Genomic DNA, 23,203 nt, shown 5'->3' on the forward strand with positions numbered 1-23,203 from the left:
CCCGCCCCTTTGCATCAGCCGGGGTGGCTCAGCCGGTGTAGGCCTCCACACCGGTGACCTTGACGGTCATCTCCTTGCCGTTGGGCGCTTCGTAGGTGGCCTCGTCACCGACCTTGCAGCCGTTGACGGCAGCGCCGAGCGGGGACTGCTCGGAGAAGACGTTGATCGAGTCGTCCATCGCGATCTCGCGTGAGCCGAGCAGGAAGCGCATCTCCTTGCCGTTCATCTTCACGACGACGATCTTGCCGGGGGCCACCTTCGTCGTGTCGGTGTCGGCCTCGCCGACCTTGGCATGGCGCAGCAGGTGCTCGAGCTGGCGGATGCGGGCCTCGTTCTTGCCCTGCTCCTCGCGAGCGGCGTGGTAACCGCCGTTCTCGCGCAGGTCGCCCTCATCGCGGGCAGCTTCGATGCGCTCGGCGATCTCGGCGCGACCGGGCCCGCTGAGGTGCTCGAGCTCCTCCGTCAGCCGGTCGAATGCCTCCTGGCTGAGCCAGGTCTCTTCGGCTGTGGTCTCCTCGGTCATATTCATCTCCTCAACACGATGCCGCAGACGAACCGGATGCCGTCAGCGGCGGATGCGTGCCCAACCGGGCACCGGACAATGAGAATTCCCGGACACCCGCAGGTGACCGGGAATCAGATTGACTGCCTATTTTAACTCACATACCAGCAGGATTCCACGTGTCCGCTGGCAGCAAGCTGGGTTGTGCGAATATCGACGTCGAGCTGCACCGGCTCCGAGGTCGAGGTCCCGGCGCGTGCCGGGATGGTCACCTCGCGGAACCCGACGACCGCTTCCTGCAGGTTCGTCGCCTGGACTGCGCATTCGATGTCACGGGACTCATCGGGCACGATCGAGAACCGGGTGACGGTCAGGGAGGCGTCGACGACGTCGTAGCTGACGGTCTTCGGCGTGTCGGGCACACGGGCCGGGGCGAAGGCGAACCAGGCGGCCAGGCCGATCATGATGACGAGCGCTGCGGCCAGTGCGGCGATGATCCACGGCCGCTTCCCCCGGCCCGAGGCGGTGGCCGCGTGAGTGCCGTTGTGCGGCAGGCGTGAACGGGAACCGTAGCGGTCGGCGACGGCGGTGCGGCGGCCGACGGCGCCGGCTGGGCTGCCGGTGCCTCGGTGGTCCTGGGGCATGCGGTCCTTTCTGGCGGCCGGATTCGTCCCGAGCGGTCAGGGCTACTAACCTATAGTCTAGTCCGCACCCTGCCCGCGGCAGTGCCCCGGGCTGTCCTGTGAGAGGTTCCCACGTCTATGTCCGTTTCGTCCGGTCGGCCCTTCCACGGCCTGCGCATGCTCGCCGTGCACGCGCATCCCGATGATGAGTCATCGAAGGGCGCTGCCACCACCGCGCTGTACACCTCGCTCGGCGCCCGGGTGATGATCGCGACGATGACCGGCGGTGAAGCCGGCGACATCCTCAACCCCGCCCTGCTCAACAGCCCGGCCGCCCGCCGCGACATCGCCGGGCTGCGCCGCGATGAGATGGCCGCCGCCGCCGAGGAGCTGGGTGCTGAGCACCGCTGGATCGGGTTCGTCGACTCCGGCCTGCCCGAAGGCGACCCGGCCACCGAGACTCCGCACGGGTCGTTCTATCAGGTGCCCACCGATGTTGCGGCCCGTCCGCTCGTGCACCTCATCCGCAGCTTCCGCCCGCACGTGCTCACCACCTATGACGAGCGGGGCGGCTACCCGCATCCGGACCACATCAAGAACCACATCGTGTCGATGACTGCTGTCGAGCAGGCCGCCGACGCGGCGGTCAACCCCGAGCTCGGGGAGCCGTGGCAGGTGCAGAAGGTCTACTACAACATGGACCTCTCGCCGCGGAAGTGGCTGGCCATCCACGAGAAGATGACCGCCGAGGGTCATGATTCGCCGTTTGCGGACATGCTGGAGAAGTACCGCTCCCGCGATGGGGAGCGCAACAGCTGGCTGACCGCCCGGATCGCATGCGGGCAGATGCTGGAGCGCTCGGACCGGGCGCTGCTGTCGCATGCCACCCAGATCGACCCGAAGGGCGGCTTCTTCTCCGAGGCCCGGAAGATCGCCAAGACCTTCTGGCCGACCGAGGAGTTCGAACTCGCCATCGACAACACCGGCCGCGAGCCGCTGGACCGCGGCAGCGACTTCCTCGAATCCGACCTGTTCGCAGGTGTCACCCGCGACGACGGCCGCCGCATCCCGGATGCGGGACTGCTGGAGCCCTACGTCGAAACCCGCGCAGCGGTGCCCAGTGCCGGGCAGACCCCGGCTGAGAAGGAGAACGTCTGATGCTCATGCTGCTGGCTGCCAGCCCCGCCCCGACCGAGGACGTCCGCTACCCGGATCCCTCGATCGTCACCCCGGGCACGATCGGCTTCCTGGCGGTCTTCGCCCTGGCAGTCGTGACGATCTTTCTCATCCGCGATGCGCTGCGCCGCGTGCGCCGGGTGCGTGCCAAGGACCGGGCCGTGGACGCGTACCCGATCCCGATGGCCACGGACCAGAAGCGCCGCTACCAGCCGGAGACCCATACCGCAGAGGCCAATGACTCCTTCGTCACCGAGGAGCCGGCCGCCGGTGAGACCGGCACCGCAGAGCCGGGAGCAGAGATGCCCGGCGAGGACACGTCACGCCCCTGACCTGAACTCCGCCCGTGCCCCCGGCGCCAGAGCCCACCTCGGGAACGGGACCCGCACCTCGGGAACGGGACCCGCGCCTCGGCAGCGGGTGCGTGACCTCGCATCAGCGGCTGTTCAGCTGTGCAGTTCGGGGCTGGCGTTGACCGCGGCGATGAGCAGGGCGGCCAGGTGGCTGCCGAAGCCGAGCACCGTGAAGGTGTGGAAGATCTCGTGGAAGCCGAAAATGTGCGGCAGCGGGTTCGGCCGCTTGAGTGCGTAGATGATCGCCCCGGCGATGTAGCACAGGCCGCCGGAGACGATGAGGATGCCGACGGCCAGGTTGTGCTCCCAGATCGCCGGGATGTAGCCGATGCCGGCGACGCCGATGCCGATGTAGACCGGCACGAACAGCCAGCGCGGGGCCGTCGTCCACAGCACCCTGAACAGCACGCCGATGAGCGCACCGGACCACATGATCGACAGCAGGAGCACCCATTGGCGGGTCTCCAGGGTCAGAATCGCCAAGGGCGTGTAGGTGCCGGCGATGATGAGGAAGATGTTGGCGTGGTCGATGCGGCGCAGGATCAGGCGGATGCGCATCCGCCAACGGCCGCGATGGTAGAGCGCTGAGGTGCCGAAGAGCATCATGCCGGTGAGTGCGAAGATCGCTCCGCCTAAGCGCGAGACGATCGTCGGGGAGATGATGACCAGCGTCAGTCCGCCGAGCACGGCGAGCGGGAAGGCGCCTGCGTGGATCCAGCCGCGCCACGACGGGCGCACCTGGCCGGCGAGCTTGCCCAGTTCGTGGCGCAGCGCGCGGCCGCGACGGGAGAGGGCGAGCCGGTAGGCCCGTGACATCGGGTGGCTCGGGTCGAGACTGGTCGGCTGGGCTGTGCGCTTCGATGCATGACGGCGCGCCCCAGCATCGTGGTGCGGCTGGTCAGGTTCGGCAAGGCGTGACGTCATGCCTCAATGATAGTTCCCGCGGTTGGGAATTCGCCGGGCGGGAGCAGGCGAGGGCGGCGCGGGCAGACAGTTATGCTGGTGGCACGCGGGGGTGCCTGTCAGACACCGCCGCGCTGCCCCGACTGCGGGCAGCTGACCCCACGCAACACCTCAGGAGAGTCGATGGCCGGATCCCCGCTCGGGTGGCTCTACCGCCTGTACGACCGCCGGGTCAAACGGCAGCTCGAGCACGGCGATGACGCTGCCGCGATCCCGCGTCACGTCGGGGTCATCACCGACGGCAACCGACGCTGGGCCAAGGAGTTCGGCAAGACCACCGCTGACGGACACCGGATGGGCGCAGGCAAGATCGTCGAATTCCTCGGCTGGTGCGAAGAGCTCGGCGTCGAGGTCGTCACTCTCTACGTGCTCTCGAAGGAGAACCTCGCCCGGTCTGCCGACGAGGTCGCGGCGCTGACCGAGATCATCTCCGACCTCGTCGACCAGATCGCCGGCAAGCCGAGCGTATCCGTCCAGCTCGTCGGCGACCTCGCCACCATCCCCGAACCCCTGCGCACCCGCCTGGCCGACGCGCAGGAGCGCTCAAACGCCGAGGGCCGCGACAAGCGCATGACCGTCAACGTCGCCGTCGGCTACGGTGGCCGGCAGGAGATCGTCAACGCCGTCAAGTGCCTGCTGCGCGAACACGCCGCAGCAGGGGAGAGCATCGAGGAGATCATCGAGGCGCTGAGCGAAGAGGAGATCTCCAAGCACCTCTACACCAAGGGCCAGCCGGACCCCGACCTCATCATCCGCTCCTCAGGCGAACAGCGGCTGTCGGGCTTCATGATGTGGCAGTCGGCGTACTCGGAGTTCTACTTCTGCGAGGCCTACTGGCCCGACTTCCGCCGCACCGACTTCCTGCGCGCCGTGCGCGCCTACGGCAACCGCAACCGGCGCTTCGGGCGCTGAGCTTCCACGCCGGGCCAACCACCGCCTCGGGCTCGGTGGCGACACCCGGCAGGTGGATTCATCTGAGATTCACCTCCGTATCATGAGACGTCCGAGTGTCGGAGCGCACATCAGCGGCATCGGGTTCATAGATTGGAACCAGTTGGCTGACACCAACCCGGAGTGTTCGACTCGTCGGGGAAGGATTGAGCTGGGGCACTTCGGCACACGATGCATAGGGGAGCCCCATGGCCGAGATAAGCGACACCCACACGTACGTGCTCGACACGTCGGTCCTGCTGTCTGACCCGCACGCAATGATGCGGTTCGCCGAGCACGAGGTGGTGATTCCGCTCATCGTCGTCAGCGAGCTCGAGGCCAAGCGCCATCACCCCGAACTCGGTGTCACTGCCCGGCGCGCGCTCAGCGTCCTCGATGAGCTGCGCGAGGACTTCGGGCGCCTCGACGAACCGCTGCCGATCGGCGATGACGGCGGATCGATCCGGGTCGAGCTCAACCACATCGACGCCTCGACGATGCCGGTGGGCTTCGACCGCACCGAGAACGACACCCGCATCCTCGCCGTCGCCCGGAACCTGCAGGCCGAAGGCGATGACGTCATCGTCATCACCAAGGACGTGCCGATGCGCGTCAAAGCCGCAGCGGTCGGGCTCAAGACCGAGGAGTACCTTGCCGAGCAGGCCACCGAATCCGGGTTCACCGGGCTGAGCACGCTCGATCTTGACGAAGCGCAGATGAACGAGCTGTTCGACTCCGGCGTCGTGCACACCGACGCGGTCGCCGACGAGATCGTCAACACCGGGCTTGTCATCTCCTCACCGCGCGGATCCGGGCTCGGGCGGGTCTCTGCGCCGAACACCGTCAAGCTCGTCCGCGGTGACCGCGATGCCTTCGGTCTGCACGGCCGTTCGGCTGAGCAGCGCATCGCCTTGGACATGCTGCTTGACCCCGATGTCGGGATCGTGTCGCTGGGCGGCCGGGCCGGGACGGGCAAGTCGGCGATGGCGCTCATGGCCGGTCTGCAGTCGGTGATGGAGGAGCGCACGCATAAGAAGATCATGGTCTTCAGGCCGCTGTATGCCGTCGGCGGGCAGAACCTCGGCTACCTGCCCGGCGCCGAGGCGGAGAAGATGAATCCGTGGGCCGAGGCGGTCTTCGACACGCTCGGGGCGCTTGTCTCCAAGCACGTCATCGACGAGGTCATCGACCGCGGCATGCTGGAGATCCTGCCGCTGACGCACATCCGCGGCCGGTCGCTGCACGACGCATTCGTCATCGTCGATGAGGCGCAGTCGCTGGAGCGCACGGTGCTGCTGACCGTGCTCTCACGCATCGGGCAGAACTCCCGTGTCGTCCTCACCCACGACGTCGCCCAGCGCGACAACCTGCGCGTCGGCCGCCATGACGGCATCGCCGCAGTCATCGAGCAGCTCAAGGGCCACCCGCTCTTCGGCCACATCACGCTCACCCGCGCTGAGCGCTCGGCGATCGCCGACCTCGTCACCGGAGTCCTGGAGGACTCCTACGTCGCCTGAGCGACACACCCGAACGCGAGGGCCCGTCTCCTACCGCTGATTGCGGTGGAAGACGGGCCCGCGTTTGTGTCAGGTGGATGCGGGTTCCCGGCTCAGGTGTAGGAGCCGATCATCGTCGAGACGTCAAGCGCCTTGTCGAGGTCCTCTTCGCTGATCGAACCGTCCTTGACGAAGCCGAGGTCGATGGTGGCCTCCTTGACGGTCATCTTGTTGGCCACGGCGTGCTTGGCGATCTTGGCGGCGGCCTCGTAGCCGATGACCTTGTTCAGCGGGGTCACGATCGACGGGGAGGCCTCGGCGAGGAACCGGCAGCGCTCTTCGTTGGCGGTCAGCCCGTCGATCATCTTCTCGGCCATGACGGTCGAGATGTTGGCGATGAGGCGGATCGACTCGAGCAGGTTGGCGGCCATGACCGGGATGCCGACGTTGAGCTCGAAGGCACCGTTGGTGCTCGACAGGGCAACGGTCGTGTCGTTGCCGATGACCTGGGCCATCGCCTGGATCGCGGCTTCGCAGATGACCGGGTTGACCTTGCCGGGCATGATCGACGAACCGGGCTGCAGGTCCGGGATGTGCAGCTCGCCCAGGCCGGTGTTCGGCCCCGAGCCCATCCAGCGCAGATCGTTGTTGATCTTCATGTAGGAGTAGGCGATCGTGCGCAGCTGACCGGAGACCTCGACGAGCCCGTCGCGGTTGGCCTGGGCCTCGAAGTGGTTGCGCGCCTCGGTGATCGGCAGGCCGGTCTGCTCAGCCAGCAGCTCGACGACCCGCGAGGAGAACCCGTCGGGGGTGTTGATGCCAGTGCCCACGGCGGTGCCGCCCTGCGGGACCTCGGCCACGCGCGGCAGTGAGGCCTCGATGCGCTCGATGCCGTAGCGCACCTGCGCCGCATAGCCGCCGAACTCCTGGCCCAGGGTCACCGGGGTGGCGTCCATGAGGTGGGTGCGGCCGGACTTGACGATGTCCTTGAACTCCTTCGCCTTGGCCTCGATGCTCGCGGCGAGCTTCTCCATCGCCGGCTTGAGTTCGTGGACCAGAGCGGAGGTTACAGCGACGTGGACGGAGGTGGGGAAGACGTCGTTGGAGGACTGCGAGGCGTTGACGTGGTCGTTGGGGTGGACCTCGACCCCGTCGCCCTTGAGCGCATTCGTCGCCAGGGTGGCGAGCACCTCGTTGGTGTTCATGTTCGATGAGGTGCCCGAACCGGTCTGGAACACGTCGATGGGGAAGTGGTCGTCATGGTCGCCTGCGATGACCTCATCGGCAGCGGCCTGGATGGCCTTCGAGCGGGTCGCGTCGAGGACGTCGAGCTCCTCGTTGGCGCGCGCGGCGGCCTTCTTCACCTGCGCCAGGGCGGCGATGTGCTGGCGCTCAAGCGTCTTGCCCGAGATCGGGAAGTTCTCCACTGCCCGCTGGGTCTGGGCGCGGTAGAGGGCGTCGGCGGGAACCTTGACCTCACCCATGGTGTCGTGTTCGATGCGGAACTCTTGTGCCATCGTGTCTCCTTGTCTCATGTGCGCCCCTGGGCGGGGCTGGTCGGCCGTTCCCGAGGCGGTGGGCGCCCGGGCGGCGGCAGGTGCAGAATGCTGGCGGTTACTGGTTGTCGGCGTGGGCAGGGTCGGCGCGCGGGATGCGCGGGGGATGGGACCCCATGCGGCTGACGACTTTCACCCGTCCGTCGGCGAGGTGGTAGGTCAGGCCGAGCATGACGAGCCGGCCCTCTTCGACGGCGGTGCGCAGGATCGCCGAGCGCTGGTAGAGGCGCTTGACGGTGTCGACGGTGTTCTGCGCAACCGTGCTGTTGACGTCGGTGCGCCCGGCCGCGCGGGCGTGGACGACGGCGGGCAGCAGGCGGGCGACGACATCGGAGATGAACCCGTCTGGGGTCTGCCCTGAGTCGAAGGACTCGATCGTGGCGGTGATCGCCCCGCAGTTGTCGTGACCGAGTACGACGAGCAGGGGAGTGCCGAGGACTTCGACGCCGTATTCGAGGCTGCCGAGGGTGACCGAGTCGGTGACCTGGCCGGCGGTGCGCACGACGAACATGTCGCCGAGACCGACGTCGAAGATCATCTCGGCGGCCACACGCGAGTCCGAGCACCCGAACAGGGTGGCGAACGGCGCCTGGGCGGTCTTGAGGTCCTCACGGCGCACAACGTCCTGATTCGGGTGCTGCGGGGTGCCGGCAACGAAGCGCTCGTTGCCGTCCATGAGTCTGAGGAACGCGGCGGCCGGTGAGTTGTATTCGCTCTGGGGCATCAGACCAGCCCCCGGCGTGCTGCCTCTTCGGCGGCCTCCACGTAGGAGTCCATCTTCGCCATCTTGTGCTCGGCGTTGACGGTGCGCACGGTGCCGGAGCGTGAGCGCATGACGAGTGAGTGGGTCAGCACGTGCTGGCCGGTGTAGCGCACACCGTCGAGCAGGTCGCCTTCGGTGATGCCGGTGGCGACGAAGTAGGTGTTGTCACCGGTGACGAGCTCGTCGGTGTTGAGCACCGCATCGGGGTCGAGGCCGGCGGCGACGGCGTTCTGCCGCTCCTGTTCGGACTGCGGCCACAGGCGGCCCTGGATGACACCTCCCATCGCCTTGATCGCACACGCGGTGATGATGCCCTCGGGGGTGCCGCCGATGCCCATGAGCATGTCGATGCCGGTGCCCGGGCGGGAGGCGGCGATGGCGCCGGCGACGTCGCCGTCGCTGATGAGGCGGATGCGCGCGCCTGCCTGGCGGACCTCTTCGATGAGGCGCTCGTGGCGGGGCCGGTCGAGGATGACGACGGTGACCGAGGAGTTGTCCTTGCCTTTGCCCTTGGCCTTGGCCACACGGCGGATGTTCTCGGCCACCGGCAGGCGCAGGTCAACGAAGTCAGCGGCCTCAGGTCCGGTGACGAGCTTCTCCATGTAGAAGACGGCAGACGGGTCGTACATGGCTCCGCCTTCGCTGACGGCCATGACGGAGATGGCATTCGGCATGCCCTTGGCGGTCAGGGTGGTGCCGTCGATCGGGTCGACGGCGACATCGACGCGCGGCCCCCGGCCGCTGCCGACGGGTTCGCCGTTGTAGAGCATCGGCGCTTCGTCCTTCTCGCCCTCGCCGATGACGACGGTGCCGGTCATCGAGACGGTGGAGATGACATTGCGCATCGCGGCCACGGCTGCACCGTCGGCTGCGTTCTTGTCCCCGCGGCCCACCCACGGGGCGGCAGCGAGAGCGGCTGCCTCGGTGACGCGGACGAGCTCAAGGGCGAGGTTGCGGTCGGGGCCGCCCTCATCCTGCTGGAGCCGGCGGGACCATTCATCGGTCACAGCCACCGGCGGGGTCTCTGCCCGGCCTCCGGAGTGGTGGGCTTTTTCCTCTGTCGGATTCTCAGACGGGGTCTCAGTCATGTCTTCATTGTGCCATTAGTGGCCGCGCACAGAAGGCGCGGGTAACGGGCTGTCTGCGGTTTTGTCCCCGGGCGCGGGCCGGGGGACAATGGATCGGCTGACAATCGTGTTCGACATCAGGTGAGGCAGTGACACAGCAACAGACGCAACCACCCCGCAGCGAGAACGTCCGGGCTCTCAAGCTCAGTTCGAACTGGGTCAATATGGTCATTGCGCTCGGGGCCTGCCTCGCCGTCGTTCTCATCGGCCTGGCATTCGTGCCCGAGCCCAAAGAGGGTCAGTTCGAACGCGAAGTCGACTACGAGACGATCGCCGAATCGGTCAAGACTCGTGCTGAGTTCCCTGTCGTCGTGCCGAAGCTGCCAGAGGGCTGGGTGGCCAATGAGGCGATGTTCAAGCCGATGGGTGCACCTGCCTATGACACCTGGTACCTCTCCTCGGTCGGACCGCAGCGGGGCTGGATGACCCTGCGCCAGGCCGATGGCGACGAGCGCTGGGTGGAATCAGAGCTCGATGACTTCGTCGAGGTCAGCACCAATGACATCGACGGTGTCACCTTCACCTCCTATGACGGGTCTGACGGCAAGCAGGCGATGGTCGGCCAGCTCGATGGCAGCACCGCGGTGCTCATCGGCCGTGCCGATCCGCAGACGTATGAGTTCTTCGCCAAGCAGGCCGTCGAACAGGCCGGCAAGCAGGGCTGACTTACCCAGACCAGTCCGGGATCTTCCCGAGCAGCCGGGGCTTATTCCTCGGCTTTCTCCTCACGGGCGGCCTGTGCCTGCTCCAGCTTCTTGCGGGCTCCATCGAGCCACGCCTGGCAGTGATCGGCCAGCGCTTCTCCGCGCTCCCACAGTCGCAGCGACTCCTCCAGCGGCAGGTTTCCCGCTTCCAGTGAGCGCACCGTGGTGACGAGCTCTTCGCGCGCCTGCTCATAGGACAGCCCGGAAACGTCGAGGTGCTCGGCGGTGGCCTCTGCGGTGGTCGTCTTCTTCTCTGCCATTGCGGTCCTTTCAGGATGCTTCGTCAGTCAGGGTGCGGTCTGCCGCACGAGGGTCATCTCAGTCGAGGGTGTCGGGTCCGGGTGCGTCTGCGTGGATGGTGGTGACATCGGCGTCGAAGCGGCCGCGGGCCAGGCGCACATGGACGCCGTCGCCGGTGGATAGCTCAGCGGCATCACGCACAGCCGAACCGTCTGCGGTCTGCACGACGGCGTAGCCGCGCTCCAGGGTGCTCAAAGGTGAGAGCGCGCGCACCTGGGCGCGCAGGTGCTCGACTTGGGCGGCGCCATGGGTCAGGGCGCTGCGCTGGGCCTGCCGGGCGCGGGTGATGAGGGCCGTGAGCTCCTCCTCACGCGCACTCACCATCGTCATCGGCTGGGCCATGACCGGCCGGGAGCGGACACTGTCGAGCCCTGCCTGCTCGCTGCGCAGCAGGCGGTCGAGCGCGCCGTCGAGGCTGGCGCGCGCCTGGAGTAAGTCCATGCGCTCTTCGTGGATATCGGGCACCAGGCGCTTGGCCGCGTCGGTCGGGGTGGAGGCGCGCAGATCGGCGACATCGTCGAGGATCGGCCGGTCGGCCTCATGCCCGATCGCGGAGACCACTGGGGTGCGGGCGGCGAACACGGCGCGGATGAGCGACTCGTTCGAAAACGGCAGCAGATCCTCCAGGCTGCCGCCGCCGCGGGCGATGACGATGACATCGACAGCCGGGTCGGCATCGAGCTCAGCCAGGGCGGCACGCACCTGCGGGACCGCGTCCGGGCCCTGGACTGCGGTGTTGCGGATCTCGAACTCGGCAGCCGGCCAGCGCAGGTGGGCGTTGCGTACCACGTCCTTCTCCGCATCGGAATTGCGGCCGGTGATGAGCCCGATCCGGTTCGGCAGGAACGGCAACGGCTGCTTGAGGTCCGGGTCGAAGAGCCCCTCCTCAGCCAGGGTGCGGCGCAGCTTCTCCAGCCGGGCGAGCAGCTCACCGAGGCCGACGGGCCTGATGTCATTGGCGCGCATCATCATCCGTCCGGCCTTGAGCCAGAAGTCGGCCTTGACGTTGACGACGACGCGCGAGCCCTCGCTCAGGGGTGTCTCGACCCGGTCGAGGACGTTGCTGAACACCTGGACCGGCAGCGACATCTCCTCATCGGTGTCGCGCAGGGTGAGGTAGCTGGCCTTGCCGCGGCGGTTGAACTCGATGACCTGCGCCTCGATCCACACCGCCGACATCCGGTCGATGTAGCTCTTGATGTTGCGGCTGAGCAGGCTGAGCGGCCACGGGTTGTCCGGGGTCGTCTCGGCTGCCTTGCGCGGCAGCTCCTCGATCGGTTTCTGGCCGAGGGTGCCGGGGGTGCCGCTGATCCGCTGTGCCACGCCGGGACTCCTTCCATGTACTGCTGTGCAGTCTAACGGGAGGGACGGACACCGCCTCAGGTGAAGGGCAGTGCGGCCTTTGTGGTGGTGTTCAGCCAAGCCGCCTACCATGGGAGACGTGACTACTGCAGTGAATCTCCCGGTCCCGTCCGTTCCTCGTGTGCGCAAGGATCCGTCTGAGATCCGCCAGCCGGCAGGCGAGAAGAAGGTGCTGCTGGCCGCCCCGCGCGGCTACTGCGCCGGCGTCGATCGCGCCGTCATCGCCGTCGAACGCGCCCTCGAGCACTACGGTGCCCCGATCTACGTGCGCAAGGAGATCGTGCACAACCGCCACGTCGTCGACACGCTCGCCGAACGCGGCGCGATCTTCGTTGACGAGACCTCCGAGGTGCCCGAGGGCGCGCGTGTCGTGTTCTCCGCTCACGGCGTGTCCCCGCAGGTCCACGCTGAGGCCGCCGAACGCAGCCTCGACACCATCGATGCGACCTGCCCACTGGTGACCAAGGTCCACCGCGAGGCGATCCGGTTCGCCCGCGACGGCTACTCGATCCTGCTCGTCGGCCACGCCGGGCACGAAGAGGTCGAGGGCACGATGGGCGAGGCACCTGATCACATCACCCTCATCCAGAATCCCGAGGAGGCCCGCACCCTCGACATCCCGGAATCGGACAAGATGGTGTGGATCTCGCAGACCACGCTCAGCGTCGACGAGACGATGGAGACCGTCGACATCCTCAAGGAGCGCTTCCCGCAGCTCATCGCGCCCCCGAGCGACGACATCTGCTACGCCACCCAGAACCGCCAGGTCGCGGTCAAGAAGATCGCCCCGGACGCTGACCTCGTCATCGTCGTCGGCTCGGCGAACTCCTCGAACTCCGTGCGTCTTGTCGAAGTCGCCCTCGAGCACGGCGCGAAGGCCGCCTACCGCGTCGACTTCGCCCGCGAGGTCGACGAGGAGTGGTTCAACGACGTCGCCACCGTCGGCGTCACCTCCGGCGCCTCGGTTCCGGAGACACTGGTCGAGGACGTGCTCAAGCTCCTGGCCGAATACGGCTACGGCGAGGTCGACGAGGTCCGCACCGCAGAGGAGGACCTGATGTTCTCGCTGCCGCGCGAGCTGCGCAAGGACCTCAAGGCCGCCGGACAGAAGACCTCGAACAAGCGCGACGGCGCTGACCGCCAGCACGAGATCGTCTGACCCGTCTGCGCCCTCGGCTCAGCCGAGATAGCCCGGTGCGAAGATCCCCACGAGGATGAGCAGCGCACCGATGAACGCGAACACCGCCGCCGAGGCGGCCAGCCCCTTGGCAGGCTTCCGCTCGCCTCTGTCTGGGCGCACCTGATCGACCTGCGTCGGTGCGAATCCCGGGGCGGGGCCGCTGCCGAGCACCGGAGCCGCGTGCGCTGCCTGCGCAGCGGGCTGACTGCCCGGCTGGCTGCCCGGCTGCGGTGGCCCACCTGAAGGGGAGCGCCGGAAGTCGACCTGCGTCGGATCGGCCTGGGGCACGAGAATGAGTGTGGGTGCCGGATCCTGGGGAAGGGCCGGTGAAGCGATCTCACGCTGCGGATGCCACGGCGTGCCATCAGCGAAATGGAACGGCCCGCGCAGACCCAGCCGGCTGAGTGCTGCCGCCGCGATCTCCGGACTCGGCCGCTTGCGGGCATCAGCGGCAGTGAGGTCATCGAGCAGGTGGACGAGGCCCTGGGTGAGCGGATCAGCGCTGGCGCGCACCGCCTCGGCGACGGCGTCATCGTCCATCCCGAGCATCCGCTTGCCGATCTGCCCGGTCGCCCACACATCCTGAGCAGGGGAGATGTCCCCGCCCATCATGATCTCCGGGGCGACGAAGCCCGGCGTGCCGTGGACGATGCCCGACTGCGTCAGGCGCGGGGCGTTCGTGTCGACGGCGATGCCGAAGTCGGCGAGCAGCAGGTGCAGATCCGGCTGCTCAGCATCGATCATGATGTTCGCCGGTTTGATGTCACGGTGGATCCAGCCGGCGGCATGCACGGCGGTGAGTCCGTCGAGGATCTGGCGGACCGCCTCGGCCGTGGCTGCAGCTGAGAACCGGCGCCCCGAGCGCAGGATGTCAGCCAGCGTCCCGCCGGTCACCAGCGGCATCGCGATGACGACGTGGGCATCCTCAGCCGCCCACGCATACGGGGCGAGCACGTGCGGATGATTCAGGCGCACCGTGTTCTCGCGCACGAAGCGCAGCAGGTCACCCGAATCGCGCTGGCGCAGCACCTTGGCCGCGCACAGATTGCCGAAGCGCTCATCGCGGGCGATCCACACAGTGCCCGAACCACCGCTGGCGATGGGATCGAGCAGCGTGAACCGGCCTGCGATAGTGTCACTCATGGTGCCTACTGTAGCCAGAACCCGGCCGGCCAGTCGTGTCCTGCTCAGGGCGCCAGCTGAGACGACGGACACCTGCCGCCAGGAGCACCGAGTAGGGGACAGGCATGACACGCGCACCGCTGGCACAGCGGCTGGCAGCAGGCATCGCCAGCGCCGGCCTCGTCGCCGTGCTCGCCCTGGCAGGCGGGACGACCCTGCCGGCCCCGGCGCTCGCCACTGAGCGTGGTGAGCCCGGCGGCACCGAGGTCACCGGCGGCAACAGTGTCGATGATGCCGCTGAGATCGAACCGGGCAGCTACGCCGATGAGATCAGCTACGAAGACGTGGACTTCGGGGAGAACCATCCGGCCAGCACCTACCGGATCAGCCTCGAAGACGGCCAGTCCGGTTATGTGTCAGCGAGCATGCTCCGGCCCGAGGACGCAGGCAGCGACGCCTTCGGTGCTGCGGAGCTGGAGATCACGGTTGCCGCGCCGGCGGACCCGTCCTGCTCGGTCAGCCAGAGCAGCCGGGTCTCCGGCAATGAGACCGGCCCGGTGTCGGTGTCCATCAGCACTGGAGTGCTCGATGGCAACAACCCCAACGACTCCTGCTTCCAGCGCGGCGGCAGCTTCATCGTCTCCGTCGCCTGGTCCGAGACCTATGACGGGCTGCCTCAGACCCTGCCGCTGGAGCTGCAGTACGTGCGCCAGGCAGCGACTGTTTGGTCGCAGCTGCCTGAACCCGAGGAGAATCCGGCGCTCGCTGAGTTCCTTCCCGAATCCCGCGGAGAGGCCGAAACGCTCAGTCCCGGCTGGAGCTTCAACACCGCCACCGAACTCACCGAAGCCGACGCCATCGTCGACGCCGAGGTCGGCCGGCCGCTGTTCTTCCGCGCCCCGCTGTCGACCGGCCAGCAGCTGAGCCTGCGCGCCCGCGCTGCCAGCCCGGCAGACCACACGCTCACCCTGCGGGTCTTCGACCCGAACCTGCGCCCGGTCGCAGTCGCCCGGCCCGGTGATGAAGGTGCACCAGCCTCGGATATGCCCGATACCAACGGCACCGGCACGGATGCCTCCATCTCGATCGCCGACAGCGGCGGCACGACTGCGCTCACGACCCGCTACCCGGTCAACCCGCGCCACGAGTTCGTCGAGTTCGACGACGCCAAGGCCTCCTCGATCGCAGGCGACTACTACATTGTCGTCACCATCGAGCCACCCCTCATCGACGCCCCTGCCACGGGAACGCACCAGGTGCGCCTGTCCTGGGAGTCCCAAGGCGAGCCCTTCGACTCCGCGCCCGAGGTGGAAGGCGCCGGGGCAGCCCCGTCCTACCTGGGCATGGAGCTCGGGACGTGGGTGCGCATCGGCGGTCTGGGCCTGGGTTCGGTGTTCCTCGCGATCGCCGGGCTGCTTGCGATTCTGGCCATCCGCCGCGCCCGTCGCTGACCTGTCACGTGTCCCGTCGCTGCACCTCCTGGAACTCGGGTGCCGTCAGACTGCGGGCATAGGCATCGAGCGGTTCGGCGACGGGGATCTCCGTGGCGCCGGCGCCCATGTCGGTCAGCCGGCGGGCGGTGACGAGCAGGCGGCTCTCAACAGAGCCGACGAACCGGTTGTAGTCCTCCACACTGCGATTCATCGACTTGCCCAGCTGCACGATATGACCGGCCATCGTGCCGATGCGCCCATGCAGCTCCTGCGCGGTGGCCAGCAGCTCACGTGCTGAGCGGGCGAGCTCGTACTGACGCCAGCCAAGAGCGACTGTGCGCAGCAGAGCGACAAGGGTGGCCGGGGAAGCCGGGATGACGTCGACGGCGAAAGCCTCATCGAACAACCGCGGGTCCTCCTGCAGTGCCGCTGAGAGCGCGCCCTCATTCGGGACGAAGCAGACAACGAAGTCCGGTGTCTGTTCGAAGGCGTTCCAGTATGCCTTCGAGGCCAGCGTGCGGATGTGGGAGCGCAGCCGTCCTGCCGGACCGGAGCCGTTGCCGGCACTGGTGTCCTGGCCGGGGTCGAGCGGGGCCTTGGCGTCGATGACGATCTGCCGGTCACCGGGGAGATGGACGACCATATCCGGGCGCAACCGCTCGCCGTTGCGGCCCTGGACGGTGACCTGGGAGTCGAAGTCGACGTGTTCGAGCATCCCGGCGGCCTCGACGACGCGTGTGAGCTGCAGCTCACCCCACGACCCGCGGGTGCCTGAGGCATTGAGCGCGGTCAGCAGGTTCGACGTCGAGGCCTGCAGCTGCGCATCGACCTGGCTCATATGCCCGAGCCGGGCATCGAGACGGGCGAACTGGTCGGTGCGCTCGCGCTCGAAGCCGGTGACATCGCTGTGCAGGCGATTCACCTGGGCGGCCAAGGGACCCATGAGTTCGGCGAGCTCATGCGTCATCCCGGCATCGGCCTCCAGGGCCTGGACGCGCTCGGAGTGCAGCCGCTCAGCCGTCTGCGCCTGCGCGAGGGCTGCTGCCATGCGCGAACGCGCCACTGTCGCACCGAGGAAGAAGCCTGCGACCGCTCCGATGAGGAGGACGAGGACGGTGATGAAGATCGTGGGTGCATCCATGCTCACAGTCAACCAGGAGCCACGGACAACGGTGCCCGGTCACGGCTGCCGGCCACCGCCTCGGGCACGGGGGACTGGCCGGCATGCTGGCACCCAGGCCAGCGGCTACACTGGGGGATCGTGGCTTTAACTATCGGAATCGTCGGACTGCCCAATGTCGGCAAGTCGACCATGTTCAATGCATTGACCAAGAACCAGGTGCTGGCAGCGAACTACCCGTTCGCGACGATCGAGCCGAACATCGGCGTCGTCGAACTGCCCGACGAGCGGCTGACCCGGCTGGCCGAGATCTTCGGCTCAGCGAAGATCCTGCCGGCAACGGTGAACTTCGTCGACATCGCCGGCATCGTCCGCGGCGCCTCGGAGGGTGAGGGACTGGGCAACCAGTTCCTGGCCAACATCCGCGAAGCCGACGCGATCTGCCAGGTGATCCGCGGATTCAGTGATTCCGACGTCGTCCACGTTGACGGCAAGGTCAACCCGGCTGATGACATCGACACGATCAACACCGAGCTCATCCTCGCTGACCTGCAGACCCTGGAGAAGGCGCTGCCGCGCATCGAGAAGGAGGTCAAGCAGAAGCGGGCTGAACCCGAGGTGCTGGCCGCGATGCAGGGGGCACACGGGATCCTGGAGGAAGGGCGCACCCTCTACCAGGCGATGCAGGCCGATGGGTTCGACGCCGCGCCGCTGCGCGAGCTGCAGCTCATGACGACCAAACCGTTCCTCTACGTCTTCAACGTCGATGACGATGTGCTGGCCGATGAGGCGAAGAAGGACGAGATGCGCGCACTCGTCGCCCCGGTCGAAGCGATCTTCCTCGATGCGAAGTTCGAGTCCGAGCTCGCGGAGCTCGACGACGAGGAAGCCGCAGAGATGCTCGAGATGAGCGGACAGGACGAGGCCGGCCTCGACCAGCTCGCCCGCGTCGGCTTCAACACGCTCGGTCTGCAGACCTACCTGACTGCCGGGCCGAAGGAGGCGCGCGCGTGGACGATCCGCAAGGGTTGGACCGCGCCCGAGGCCGCCGGCGTCATCCACACTGATTTCCAGAAGGGCTTCATCAAGGCTGAGATCGTCTCCTTCGAGGACCTCGATGCGCTCGGTTCGATGGCCGAAGCGCGCGCGGCCGGCAAGGTGCGCATGGAGGGCAAGGACTATGTCATGGCCGACGGCGACGTCGTCGAGTTCCGAACTGGGCTAACGTCTGGAGGTAAAAAGTGACAAAATCACGCAACCTGCACGCCAGGGTCCGCAACTTCATCGACGGAGAGGTCAGCCACATATGGGCGTGTGAGCTGGGGGCTCCTCGATGATCAAATCTGCCAACCAGTATCCGGTGCACACGCTGTTCAGTCACGAAGGCAACGTGCTTTACCGGATCCCGCCCTACCAGCGCGAGTACTCCTGGTATAAGTCCCACTGGGAAGACCTGTTCGAAGATCTCATCGAGGCCGAGGGCGCGCACTTCCTGGGCACCATCATCACGCTCGACCAGACCACGGACACGCTCGAGGGCAACATCCTGCAGGTCATCGATGGGCAGCAGCGACTGACGACGCTCACCTTGTTGTTGGCCGCCGTCTATTCGGTACTCAAGGAACACTTCGACGATCTCGACGAGGACACACGAACGGACGTCATCAACCTCGGTCGGCAGTTGGTGCGGAAAGCAGACCAGCAGCCGAGGGTGACACCGCAGAAACAGGGCCACAACCTCTCCGACTTCCGCAAGGTGCTCGAGGAAGCCGGCTTGCCGGTGGAGGGAGAATGGAAGCCGTACTTCCCCAGCCGCAGGATTGCCAAGTGCTACCGCTACTTCCGCTCCGCGATCCAGAGGCTCGCCGAGACTGAGGAGATCACACAGCCGGAGGCGGCCCTGCGGGTGCATGAGGCGGCCCTACAGGCGGTGATCGTGAAGATTGAGGTGGCCAACCACGCCGACGCCTTCGTGCTGTTCGAGTCCCTGAACAACCGCGGGATGCCCCTCTCGCCGGTGGACCTGATCAAGAACCACCTTCTCGCCGAGTCGGAGAAGAAGCAGATCATGGACGTCGACGAGGCGTTCAAACACTGGAACGACATGCTGACCAGCCTCGGTGACAGCTACTCCACCCAGGAGCGCTTCCTCCGCCAGTACTACAACGCGTTCAAGTCAGAGCTGCCCGAAGTCTCAAACGCCTCGGTCGCCACGAAGTCCAACCTGATCAGGGTCTACGAGAAGATTCTCGAGCAGGGCCTCAAACGCGTCGTCGATTCGCTGGTGACGGCGAGCAAGATCTACGGGCGAATCAACTGCGTCGTTGAACTCGATCAGCCGACAACCCTTGACAGGTCGTTCCAGCGCCTGATGCGCGCTCAGGGCGCGCCGTCCTACGTGCTCCTCATGTGGCTGATATCGAAGCAGTCCGATCTGGCTCTGACAGATGCACACATCGAGACGGTCGTAGACCGCCTCACGAGCTTCTTTGTCCGACGCAACCTAACGGGATACCCGCAGACGTATGCACTGGCGAAGCTGTTTATGACGACCATCGACGCTGTGGGTGATGCCCGAGGTGACGAGGTGGTGGTGATCGTCGAGGAGAAGCTAAGTGCGGCCTCAGTGTCCGACGAGGAGTTCCGCACCCGCCTCCTGGGGCGAATCTACGAGGAGAACAGCGACGTCGCCCGGTTCGTCCTCGCGACGCTGGCCGAGGACGCCATGACCAAGGAGACGCGCATCGACCTGTGGCGCCAGGAAAAGAACCGTTTCGTTTGGACGATCGAGCACATCCTCCCGCAGGGCGAGAACCTTCCGGCTGAGTGGCAGGAGATGCTCGGGGGTGAGGAGGTCGCTGCCCAGGTTCAGGAGGAGCACAAGCATAGGCTCGGCAACCTCACCATTACCGCGTATAACAGCAACCTCAGCAACAAGTCTTTCCTTGAGAAGCGCGACCGCCAGGACTCGAAGGGCAGGCGTATCGGCTATCGAAACGGCCTGTCACTGAACGCTGACCTGGCCACGAGGGAGTCTTGGACCCCTAATGACATCGAGAATCGCACCGAAGAATTGGCGGAACGGGTGATACAGCGCTTCCCACTGGCCATTGTCAGATAAAGTATCAATGGTGACGCGGTTGAGTTCAGGTTTAACGTGTAGCGTTATTGACGCTGTGCGTTATTGGTGGGTATGGTTAAGTTGTGATCCAGTCATTCGCCGACAAGGACACCGAGCGACTTTGGAATCGAGAGCGGGCGCGTTCAATCGATTCCCGAATCCACTCAGTGGCGTTGAGGAAACTGCGCCAGCTCGGTTACGCGCAGAGTCTCGAAGATTTGCGGATTCCGCCAGGTAACCGTCTCGAAACACTTAAGGGCGATCGCGCGGGTCAGCACAGTATCCGTATCAACGACCAGTGGCGGATTTGCTTTCGGTGGACCGTTGCTGGGCCAGAGGAGGTTGAGATCGTTGACTACCACTGACAAGCTCCCTCCGGTTCATCCCGGAGAAGTCCTCATGGAGGACTTTCTTAAAGACATGGGTATTACACAGCACAAGCTCGCCGTCTCCATCGGAGTTCCGCCTCGCAGGATCAACGAGATCGTCCATGGTAAGCGTGCGATCACCGCTGACACTGCACTTCGGTTGGCGAAGTTCTTTGGTATAAGCCCGCAGTTCTGGCTTGGGCTGCAGACTCAGTACGACCTTGATGTGGCAGAAGACAAGATCTTTCCCGAAATCGAGCAGATTCAAACCATCGAAGTTGCCTGAATAAGAAACAGGCGATCCCACTCGGCGAGATCGAGGAGTTGACGGAGGTGCCGAGAATGTCAAACTTGGCGACTACCACTGAAGCCGATGTGATCGAGCCGATTCATCCGGGCGAGGTCCTCATGGCGGACTTCATCAAGGGGCTCGGAATCACGCAGAACAGGCTTGCCGTCTCGATCGGTGTTCCGCCTCGTCGAATCAATGAGATCGTGCACGGAAAGCGTGGAATCACTGCCGATACTGCAATTCGTTTGGCGCGATACTTCAGGACTTCCGACGAATTCTGGATGAACCTGCAGTTGAACTACGAGTTGAGGCGCGGGCGTCTTGCGCTGCGTGATCAGGTTGCCGAGACCAAACCCCTTGAACTTGCCTGACGATAGGTTCGAGTGAGATCGTTCGACGATGGTCGTGGTCGCTTTGCCAGAACTGCGAGTCATCATGCTCATTGCAGTGTCAGCTGCTCGGTCTGATACTTGAGCCATGACGATCGGGAAAGTGTCCGACGACCGGTTTGATCGGCACACGACTCAAGACCTTGCTTACCGCGTCCGAGTGCGCGTCATCACGCCGAACGCGCTGGACTGCGTGGGCGCGCATCGTTGAAGAATACGGTTCTGACGGTGAGGGCGTTGTGCCCATCGGCGGGGCCGCGCTCATTCGAGTGAATGACTGCGAGGCCGAAGCCATCAGCGGGGGAGAAGACGCTCTTGACTCGCTCGAGTGGGCGGTCAATGACGTCCTCGGGGAACCCCACCCTTCGACTAAACCCCTCAGAAGGTCCTGTGGGTGTTGAGATCACAGCGGTAGACCACCTCGTGTTCAAACTGCTCCGACGTCCGTTCCACTGCCGAGTGGTACCAACGCGCCCTCGGCGTCGAGGTTGAAACTCACGATGACCCTTGCCTCCAGCTGGGTCGGTGGCTGACTGCTCTCTAAGTTGGGCGCGAAGGTCGTCATCATCTCCGGTGCCGCGGTCACGACCGCAGGCCTCCTCTTTCTCCAGGGGCTGGCAGTGGACTCGTCTTACACCGCCGTACTCTTTCCCGCGCTGATCCTTGTCGGTTTCGGCATGGGTACAGTCTTCACAGCGGCAATCGCGACGGCAACGACGGGTGTCGACCTCGCCGACGTCGGCGTCGCCTCAGCGACCGTCAACATGGTCCAGCAGATCGGCGGCTCTATCGGCATCGCCCTATTCATTGGCCTTTATGCCTCCGCCGTGGCGCGACGCATCGCAGCGACGGGAGCCGGCGCCGCAGAGGCAACTGTCCATGGCTACTATTTCCCGCCCTGCGGGGAGACGCCGAATACAACGCGATCAGCAACATCATGGACCCGCTCATGGGGCCTGCGGCTATTTCACTGGCCACAAGCAACATCGGGTTCGTGGCTGAGCGATTTCCGTCTCTTTCCACATGGTCAAAATAGACCTCATCAGCCGGTCAGAACCAAGGCTCTGAAAATGAACGCAGTGTCAAGCCCCGGGTTTCGTAGAGGCTCCTTTTCTTGGTTTCCTAAGCGGCCGCGAGTTCTGTCGTGGACTGGTTGATCCATTCGGAATGGACCTCGAACGGTGGTCGGTGCCCGATCGCTGAGTGCAGTCGGGTCTGGTTGTACCAAGCCACCCACTTCGACGTCTCCGCCATCACCTCAATCAACCCCGACCACGCTTTCCGGTCGATAAGCTCGGCCTTGTAGACCGAGTTCAGCGCCTCCGCCATGGCGTTGTCATACGAGTCCCCACGCGACCCCACAGATGCCACGACCTTGGACTCCGCCAGGGTCTCGCCATAGCGAATCGACCGGAATTGCACCCCGCGATCCGAGTGGTGGACGAGCCCGGAGACGTCTTCGCCGGCCCGGTATTTCGCAGCCAGAGCCATGGTGAGTGCGTCCCGGGCCAGGGACTCTCGCATATGGTTCGTCACCTGCCAGCCGACGATCTCCCGGTGGAAGACATCGAGGATGAATGTCGTGTACACCCACCCAGCAGACGTCGGAACATAGGTGATGTCCGCGACCCATAAGCAATTGGGTGCCGGTGCCGCGAACTCACGCTCGACAAGATCATCCGGACACTCCTCAGCCCTAGCCGAAGCCGTCTTCGGGCGCTTCCTCCTGCGTCGGATCCCGTCGATGCCTAACAGGCGCATCAACCGCTCCACCGTGCAGCGGGCCACCGGACCGAACTGATCGGCGTACTCGCGGTTGATCGCCTTCCACATCTTCCGCACCCCATAACAGGAATAGTTCGCCTCATAGACATCCTGGATGATCACCATCAGCGCCTGGTCCCGGCGGGCTCTGGCTGATGGTTGACGCTTCTTGTAGGCGTAATACGAGCTCACAGCAATCCGTGCCGCAGTCCCGGACAGGGCGCGCACGATTGGCTCGACTCCGAACTCGTGACGATTGTCATCAATGAAGGCGACAATCACTTCGATGGGCGGTCGAGCTCCGCCGCGAAGAAAGCCGACGCTCTCTTCAAGATCTCGTTGGCCCGTTTCGCTTCGGCCAGCTCAGCCCGCAAACGGCGATTCTCCGCTTCCAAATCCACGGATTCAGTCGGTGTGGCCTTACCGGAGTCCGGGACTGCTGAAGGTTTGGTTGACTCTGGGGTTTATGCCGCCAGGGCGACGGCCTTGTGGTGAACCAGCTCGTATTCGATCGGGGTCAGTTTACCTAAGCGCCGTTGCCGACGCTTCTGGTGATAGG

General features: G+C 65.6%; 23 protein-coding genes and 1 other annotated feature. Of the genes, 12 read left to right on the forward strand and 11 right to left on the reverse strand.

All coding sequences use genetic code 11. The features are described from left to right. Positions 1-28: 28 nt before the first annotated feature. Together greA and HLA91_RS11465 are read right to left on the reverse strand one after the other, a co-directional pair. A complete protein-coding gene (greA, locus tag HLA91_RS11460; protein ID WP_170274774.1) occupies positions 29-523 on the reverse strand; it encodes a transcription elongation factor GreA in 495 nt (164 codons plus the stop codon). Between the two features lie 131 nt (positions 524-654). After that, complete coding sequence (locus HLA91_RS11465; protein WP_102162892.1) at positions 655-1,146, reverse strand: DUF4307 domain-containing protein; 492 nt, start codon at positions 1,144-1,146, stop codon at positions 655-657. Positions 1,147-1,263: 117 nt separating this feature from the next. Here HLA91_RS11465 and mca point away from each other — a divergent pair, with 117 nt between their 5' ends. Both mca and HLA91_RS11475 read left to right on the forward strand, forming a co-directional pair. Continuing rightward, the gene (mca, locus tag HLA91_RS11470; protein WP_170274775.1) at positions 1,264-2,283 is read left to right on the forward strand and encodes a mycothiol conjugate amidase Mca; all 1,020 of its coding nucleotides are present in this window, start codon (positions 1,264-1,266) and stop codon (positions 2,281-2,283) included. Then, a complete protein-coding gene (locus HLA91_RS11475) occupies positions 2,283-2,633 on the forward strand; it encodes a hypothetical protein (RefSeq protein ID WP_170274723.1) in 351 nt (116 codons plus the stop codon). The genes mca and HLA91_RS11475 overlap by 1 nt, the downstream gene beginning before the upstream one ends. A gap of 114 nt (positions 2,634-2,747) precedes the next feature. Here the strand turns inward: HLA91_RS11475 and trhA are convergent, their stop codons facing one another. Further along, positions 2,748-3,578, reverse strand: a complete 831-nt coding sequence (gene trhA / locus HLA91_RS11480; protein ID WP_311200545.1) for a PAQR family membrane homeostasis protein TrhA — start codon at positions 3,576-3,578, stop codon at positions 2,748-2,750. A 162-nt stretch (positions 3,579-3,740) separates the two neighbouring features. On the opposite strand from trhA, the gene HLA91_RS11485 reads away from it, so the two are divergent. Beyond that, positions 3,741-4,529 carry an isoprenyl transferase gene (locus tag HLA91_RS11485; RefSeq protein ID WP_170274776.1) on the forward strand — a complete coding sequence of 263 codons (789 nt, stop codon included), beginning with the start codon at positions 3,741-3,743 and terminating at the stop codon, positions 4,527-4,529. Positions 4,530-4,756: 227 nt separating this feature from the next. Next, positions 4,757-6,064: an RNA 5'-3' helicase PhoH2 gene (gene phoH2, locus HLA91_RS11490; protein ID WP_170274777.1), complete on the forward strand. Its 1,308-nt coding sequence runs from the start codon at positions 4,757-4,759 to the stop codon at positions 6,062-6,064. A 92-nt stretch (positions 6,065-6,156) separates the two neighbouring features. On the opposite strand, the gene HLA91_RS11495 is transcribed toward phoH2, so the two are convergent. From HLA91_RS11495 to glpX, 3 genes are all read right to left on the reverse strand, one after another. After that, positions 6,157-7,560, reverse strand: a complete 1,404-nt coding sequence (locus HLA91_RS11495; RefSeq protein ID WP_170274778.1) for a class II fumarate hydratase — start codon at positions 7,558-7,560, stop codon at positions 6,157-6,159. Positions 7,561-7,657: 97 nt separating this feature from the next. Next, positions 7,658-8,323 carry a carbonic anhydrase gene (locus HLA91_RS11500; protein WP_170274779.1) on the reverse strand — a complete coding sequence of 222 codons (666 nt, stop codon included), beginning with the start codon at positions 8,321-8,323 and terminating at the stop codon, positions 7,658-7,660. After that, positions 8,323-9,450 (reverse strand): class II fructose-bisphosphatase, encoded by a 1,128-nt coding sequence (glpX, locus tag HLA91_RS11505; protein ID WP_170274780.1) that lies wholly within the window; start codon positions 9,448-9,450, stop codon positions 8,323-8,325. Before glpX ends, HLA91_RS11500 begins: the two co-directional genes overlap by 1 nt. A gap of 128 nt (positions 9,451-9,578) precedes the next feature. Between glpX and HLA91_RS11510 the strand changes: the two genes are divergently transcribed. Beyond that, positions 9,579-10,154 (forward strand): DUF4245 domain-containing protein, encoded by a 576-nt coding sequence (locus tag HLA91_RS11510; RefSeq protein ID WP_170274781.1) that lies wholly within the window; start codon positions 9,579-9,581, stop codon positions 10,152-10,154. A 41-nt stretch (positions 10,155-10,195) separates the two neighbouring features. Here the strand turns inward: HLA91_RS11510 and HLA91_RS11515 are convergent, their stop codons facing one another. Together HLA91_RS11515 and xseA are read right to left on the reverse strand one after the other, a co-directional pair. Continuing rightward, positions 10,196-10,453 (reverse strand): exodeoxyribonuclease VII small subunit, encoded by a 258-nt coding sequence (locus tag HLA91_RS11515; RefSeq protein ID WP_170274782.1) that lies wholly within the window; start codon positions 10,451-10,453, stop codon positions 10,196-10,198. 58 nt (positions 10,454-10,511) lie between these two features. Continuing rightward, complete coding sequence (gene xseA, locus HLA91_RS11520) at positions 10,512-11,816, reverse strand: exodeoxyribonuclease VII large subunit (RefSeq protein WP_170274783.1); 1,305 nt, start codon at positions 11,814-11,816, stop codon at positions 10,512-10,514. Positions 11,817-11,925: 109 nt separating this feature from the next. On the opposite strand from xseA, the gene HLA91_RS11525 reads away from it, so the two are divergent. Further along, entirely contained in the window at positions 11,926-13,014 is a 1,089-nt protein-coding gene (locus HLA91_RS11525; protein WP_165883271.1) for a 4-hydroxy-3-methylbut-2-enyl diphosphate reductase, read from the forward strand. An 18-nt stretch (positions 13,015-13,032) separates the two neighbouring features. Here HLA91_RS11525 and HLA91_RS11530 read toward each other — a convergent pair whose 3' ends face one another. Continuing rightward, positions 13,033-14,178: a serine/threonine protein kinase gene (locus HLA91_RS11530; RefSeq protein ID WP_170274784.1), complete on the reverse strand. Its 1,146-nt coding sequence runs from the start codon at positions 14,176-14,178 to the stop codon at positions 13,033-13,035. Positions 14,179-14,282: 104 nt separating this feature from the next. Between HLA91_RS11530 and HLA91_RS11535 the strand changes: the two genes are divergently transcribed. Continuing rightward, positions 14,283-15,608, forward strand: a complete 1,326-nt coding sequence (locus HLA91_RS11535; RefSeq protein WP_170274785.1) for a hypothetical protein — start codon at positions 14,283-14,285, stop codon at positions 15,606-15,608. Positions 15,609-15,612: 4 nt separating this feature from the next. Here the strand turns inward: HLA91_RS11535 and HLA91_RS11540 are convergent, their stop codons facing one another. Next, positions 15,613-16,731, reverse strand: coding sequence for a DNA recombination protein RmuC (locus HLA91_RS11540; protein ID WP_170274786.1), 1,119 nt, complete (start codon positions 16,729-16,731; stop codon positions 15,613-15,615). Between the two features lie 120 nt (positions 16,732-16,851). Between HLA91_RS11540 and ychF the strand changes: the two genes are divergently transcribed. From ychF to HLA91_RS11565, 5 genes are all read left to right on the forward strand, one after another. Further along, positions 16,852-17,955 (forward strand): redox-regulated ATPase YchF, encoded by a 1,104-nt coding sequence (ychF, locus tag HLA91_RS11545; RefSeq protein WP_170274787.1) that lies wholly within the window; start codon positions 16,852-16,854, stop codon positions 17,953-17,955. 88 nt (positions 17,956-18,043) lie between these two features. Continuing rightward, complete coding sequence (locus tag HLA91_RS11550; RefSeq protein ID WP_170274788.1) at positions 18,044-19,831, forward strand: DUF262 domain-containing protein; 1,788 nt, start codon at positions 18,044-18,046, stop codon at positions 19,829-19,831. A gap of 83 nt (positions 19,832-19,914) precedes the next feature. Then, positions 19,915-20,196: a type II toxin-antitoxin system RelE/ParE family toxin gene (locus tag HLA91_RS11555; protein ID WP_170274789.1), complete on the forward strand. Its 282-nt coding sequence runs from the start codon at positions 19,915-19,917 to the stop codon at positions 20,194-20,196. Then, positions 20,183-20,485 (forward strand): HigA family addiction module antitoxin, encoded by a 303-nt coding sequence (locus tag HLA91_RS11560; protein ID WP_170274790.1) that lies wholly within the window; start codon positions 20,183-20,185, stop codon positions 20,483-20,485. Before HLA91_RS11555 ends, HLA91_RS11560 begins: the two co-directional genes overlap by 14 nt. 56 nt (positions 20,486-20,541) lie before the next feature. Beyond that, positions 20,542-20,862: a HigA family addiction module antitoxin gene (locus tag HLA91_RS11565; protein ID WP_170274791.1), complete on the forward strand. Its 321-nt coding sequence runs from the start codon at positions 20,542-20,544 to the stop codon at positions 20,860-20,862. A gap of 1,140 nt (positions 20,863-22,002) precedes the next feature. Here the strand turns inward: HLA91_RS11565 and HLA91_RS11570 are convergent. After that, positions 22,003-22,926 carry an IS3 family transposase gene (locus tag HLA91_RS11570; RefSeq protein ID WP_165883863.1) on the reverse strand — a complete coding sequence of 308 codons (924 nt, stop codon included), beginning with the start codon at positions 22,924-22,926 and terminating at the stop codon, positions 22,003-22,005. Then, positions 22,834-22,962: a sequence feature (AL1L pseudoknot), on the reverse strand. Its footprint overlaps the gene before it by 93 nt. Between the last annotated feature and the right edge of the window lie 241 nt (positions 22,963-23,203).

The organism is Brevibacterium luteolum (genome assembly GCF_013004595.1).
Lineage (GTDB): Bacteria > Actinomycetota > Actinomycetes > Actinomycetales > Brevibacteriaceae > Brevibacterium > Brevibacterium luteolum.

Coding starts and splice junctions, on each gene's coding strand:
- trhA (WP_311200545.1), bottom strand. CDS start 3,578: ATGACGTCACGCCTTGCCGAACCTGACCAGCCGCACCACGATGCTGGG.
- HLA91_RS11535 (WP_170274785.1), top strand. CDS start 14,283: ATGACACGCGCACCGCTGGCACAGCGGCTGGCAGCAGGCATCGCCAGC.
- HLA91_RS11485 (WP_170274776.1), top strand. CDS start 3,741: ATGGCCGGATCCCCGCTCGGGTGGCTCTACCGCCTGTACGACCGCCGG.
- HLA91_RS11550 (WP_170274788.1), top strand. CDS start 18,044: ATGATCAAATCTGCCAACCAGTATCCGGTGCACACGCTGTTCAGTCAC.
- HLA91_RS11525 (WP_165883271.1), top strand. CDS start 11,926: ATGGGAGACGTGACTACTGCAGTGAATCTCCCGGTCCCGTCCGTTCCT.
- HLA91_RS11465 (WP_102162892.1), bottom strand. CDS start 1,146: ATGCCCCAGGACCACCGAGGCACCGGCAGCCCAGCCGGCGCCGTCGGC.
- greA (WP_170274774.1), bottom strand. CDS start 523: ATGACCGAGGAGACCACAGCCGAAGAGACCTGGCTCAGCCAGGAGGCA.
- phoH2 (WP_170274777.1), top strand. CDS start 4,757: ATGGCCGAGATAAGCGACACCCACACGTACGTGCTCGACACGTCGGTC.
- HLA91_RS11540 (WP_170274786.1), bottom strand. CDS start 16,731: ATGGATGCACCCACGATCTTCATCACCGTCCTCGTCCTCCTCATCGGA.
- HLA91_RS11495 (WP_170274778.1), bottom strand. CDS start 7,560: ATGGCACAAGAGTTCCGCATCGAACACGACACCATGGGTGAGGTCAAG.
- HLA91_RS11500 (WP_170274779.1), bottom strand. CDS start 8,323: ATGCCCCAGAGCGAATACAACTCACCGGCCGCCGCGTTCCTCAGACTC.
- glpX (WP_170274780.1), bottom strand. CDS start 9,450: ATGACTGAGACCCCGTCTGAGAATCCGACAGAGGAAAAAGCCCACCAC.
- HLA91_RS11565 (WP_170274791.1), top strand. CDS start 20,542: ATGTCAAACTTGGCGACTACCACTGAAGCCGATGTGATCGAGCCGATT.
- mca (WP_170274775.1), top strand. CDS start 1,264: ATGTCCGTTTCGTCCGGTCGGCCCTTCCACGGCCTGCGCATGCTCGCC.
- HLA91_RS11530 (WP_170274784.1), bottom strand. CDS start 14,178: ATGAGTGACACTATCGCAGGCCGGTTCACGCTGCTCGATCCCATCGCC.
- HLA91_RS11475 (WP_170274723.1), top strand. CDS start 2,283: ATGCTCATGCTGCTGGCTGCCAGCCCCGCCCCGACCGAGGACGTCCGC.
- HLA91_RS11515 (WP_170274782.1), bottom strand. CDS start 10,453: ATGGCAGAGAAGAAGACGACCACCGCAGAGGCCACCGCCGAGCACCTC.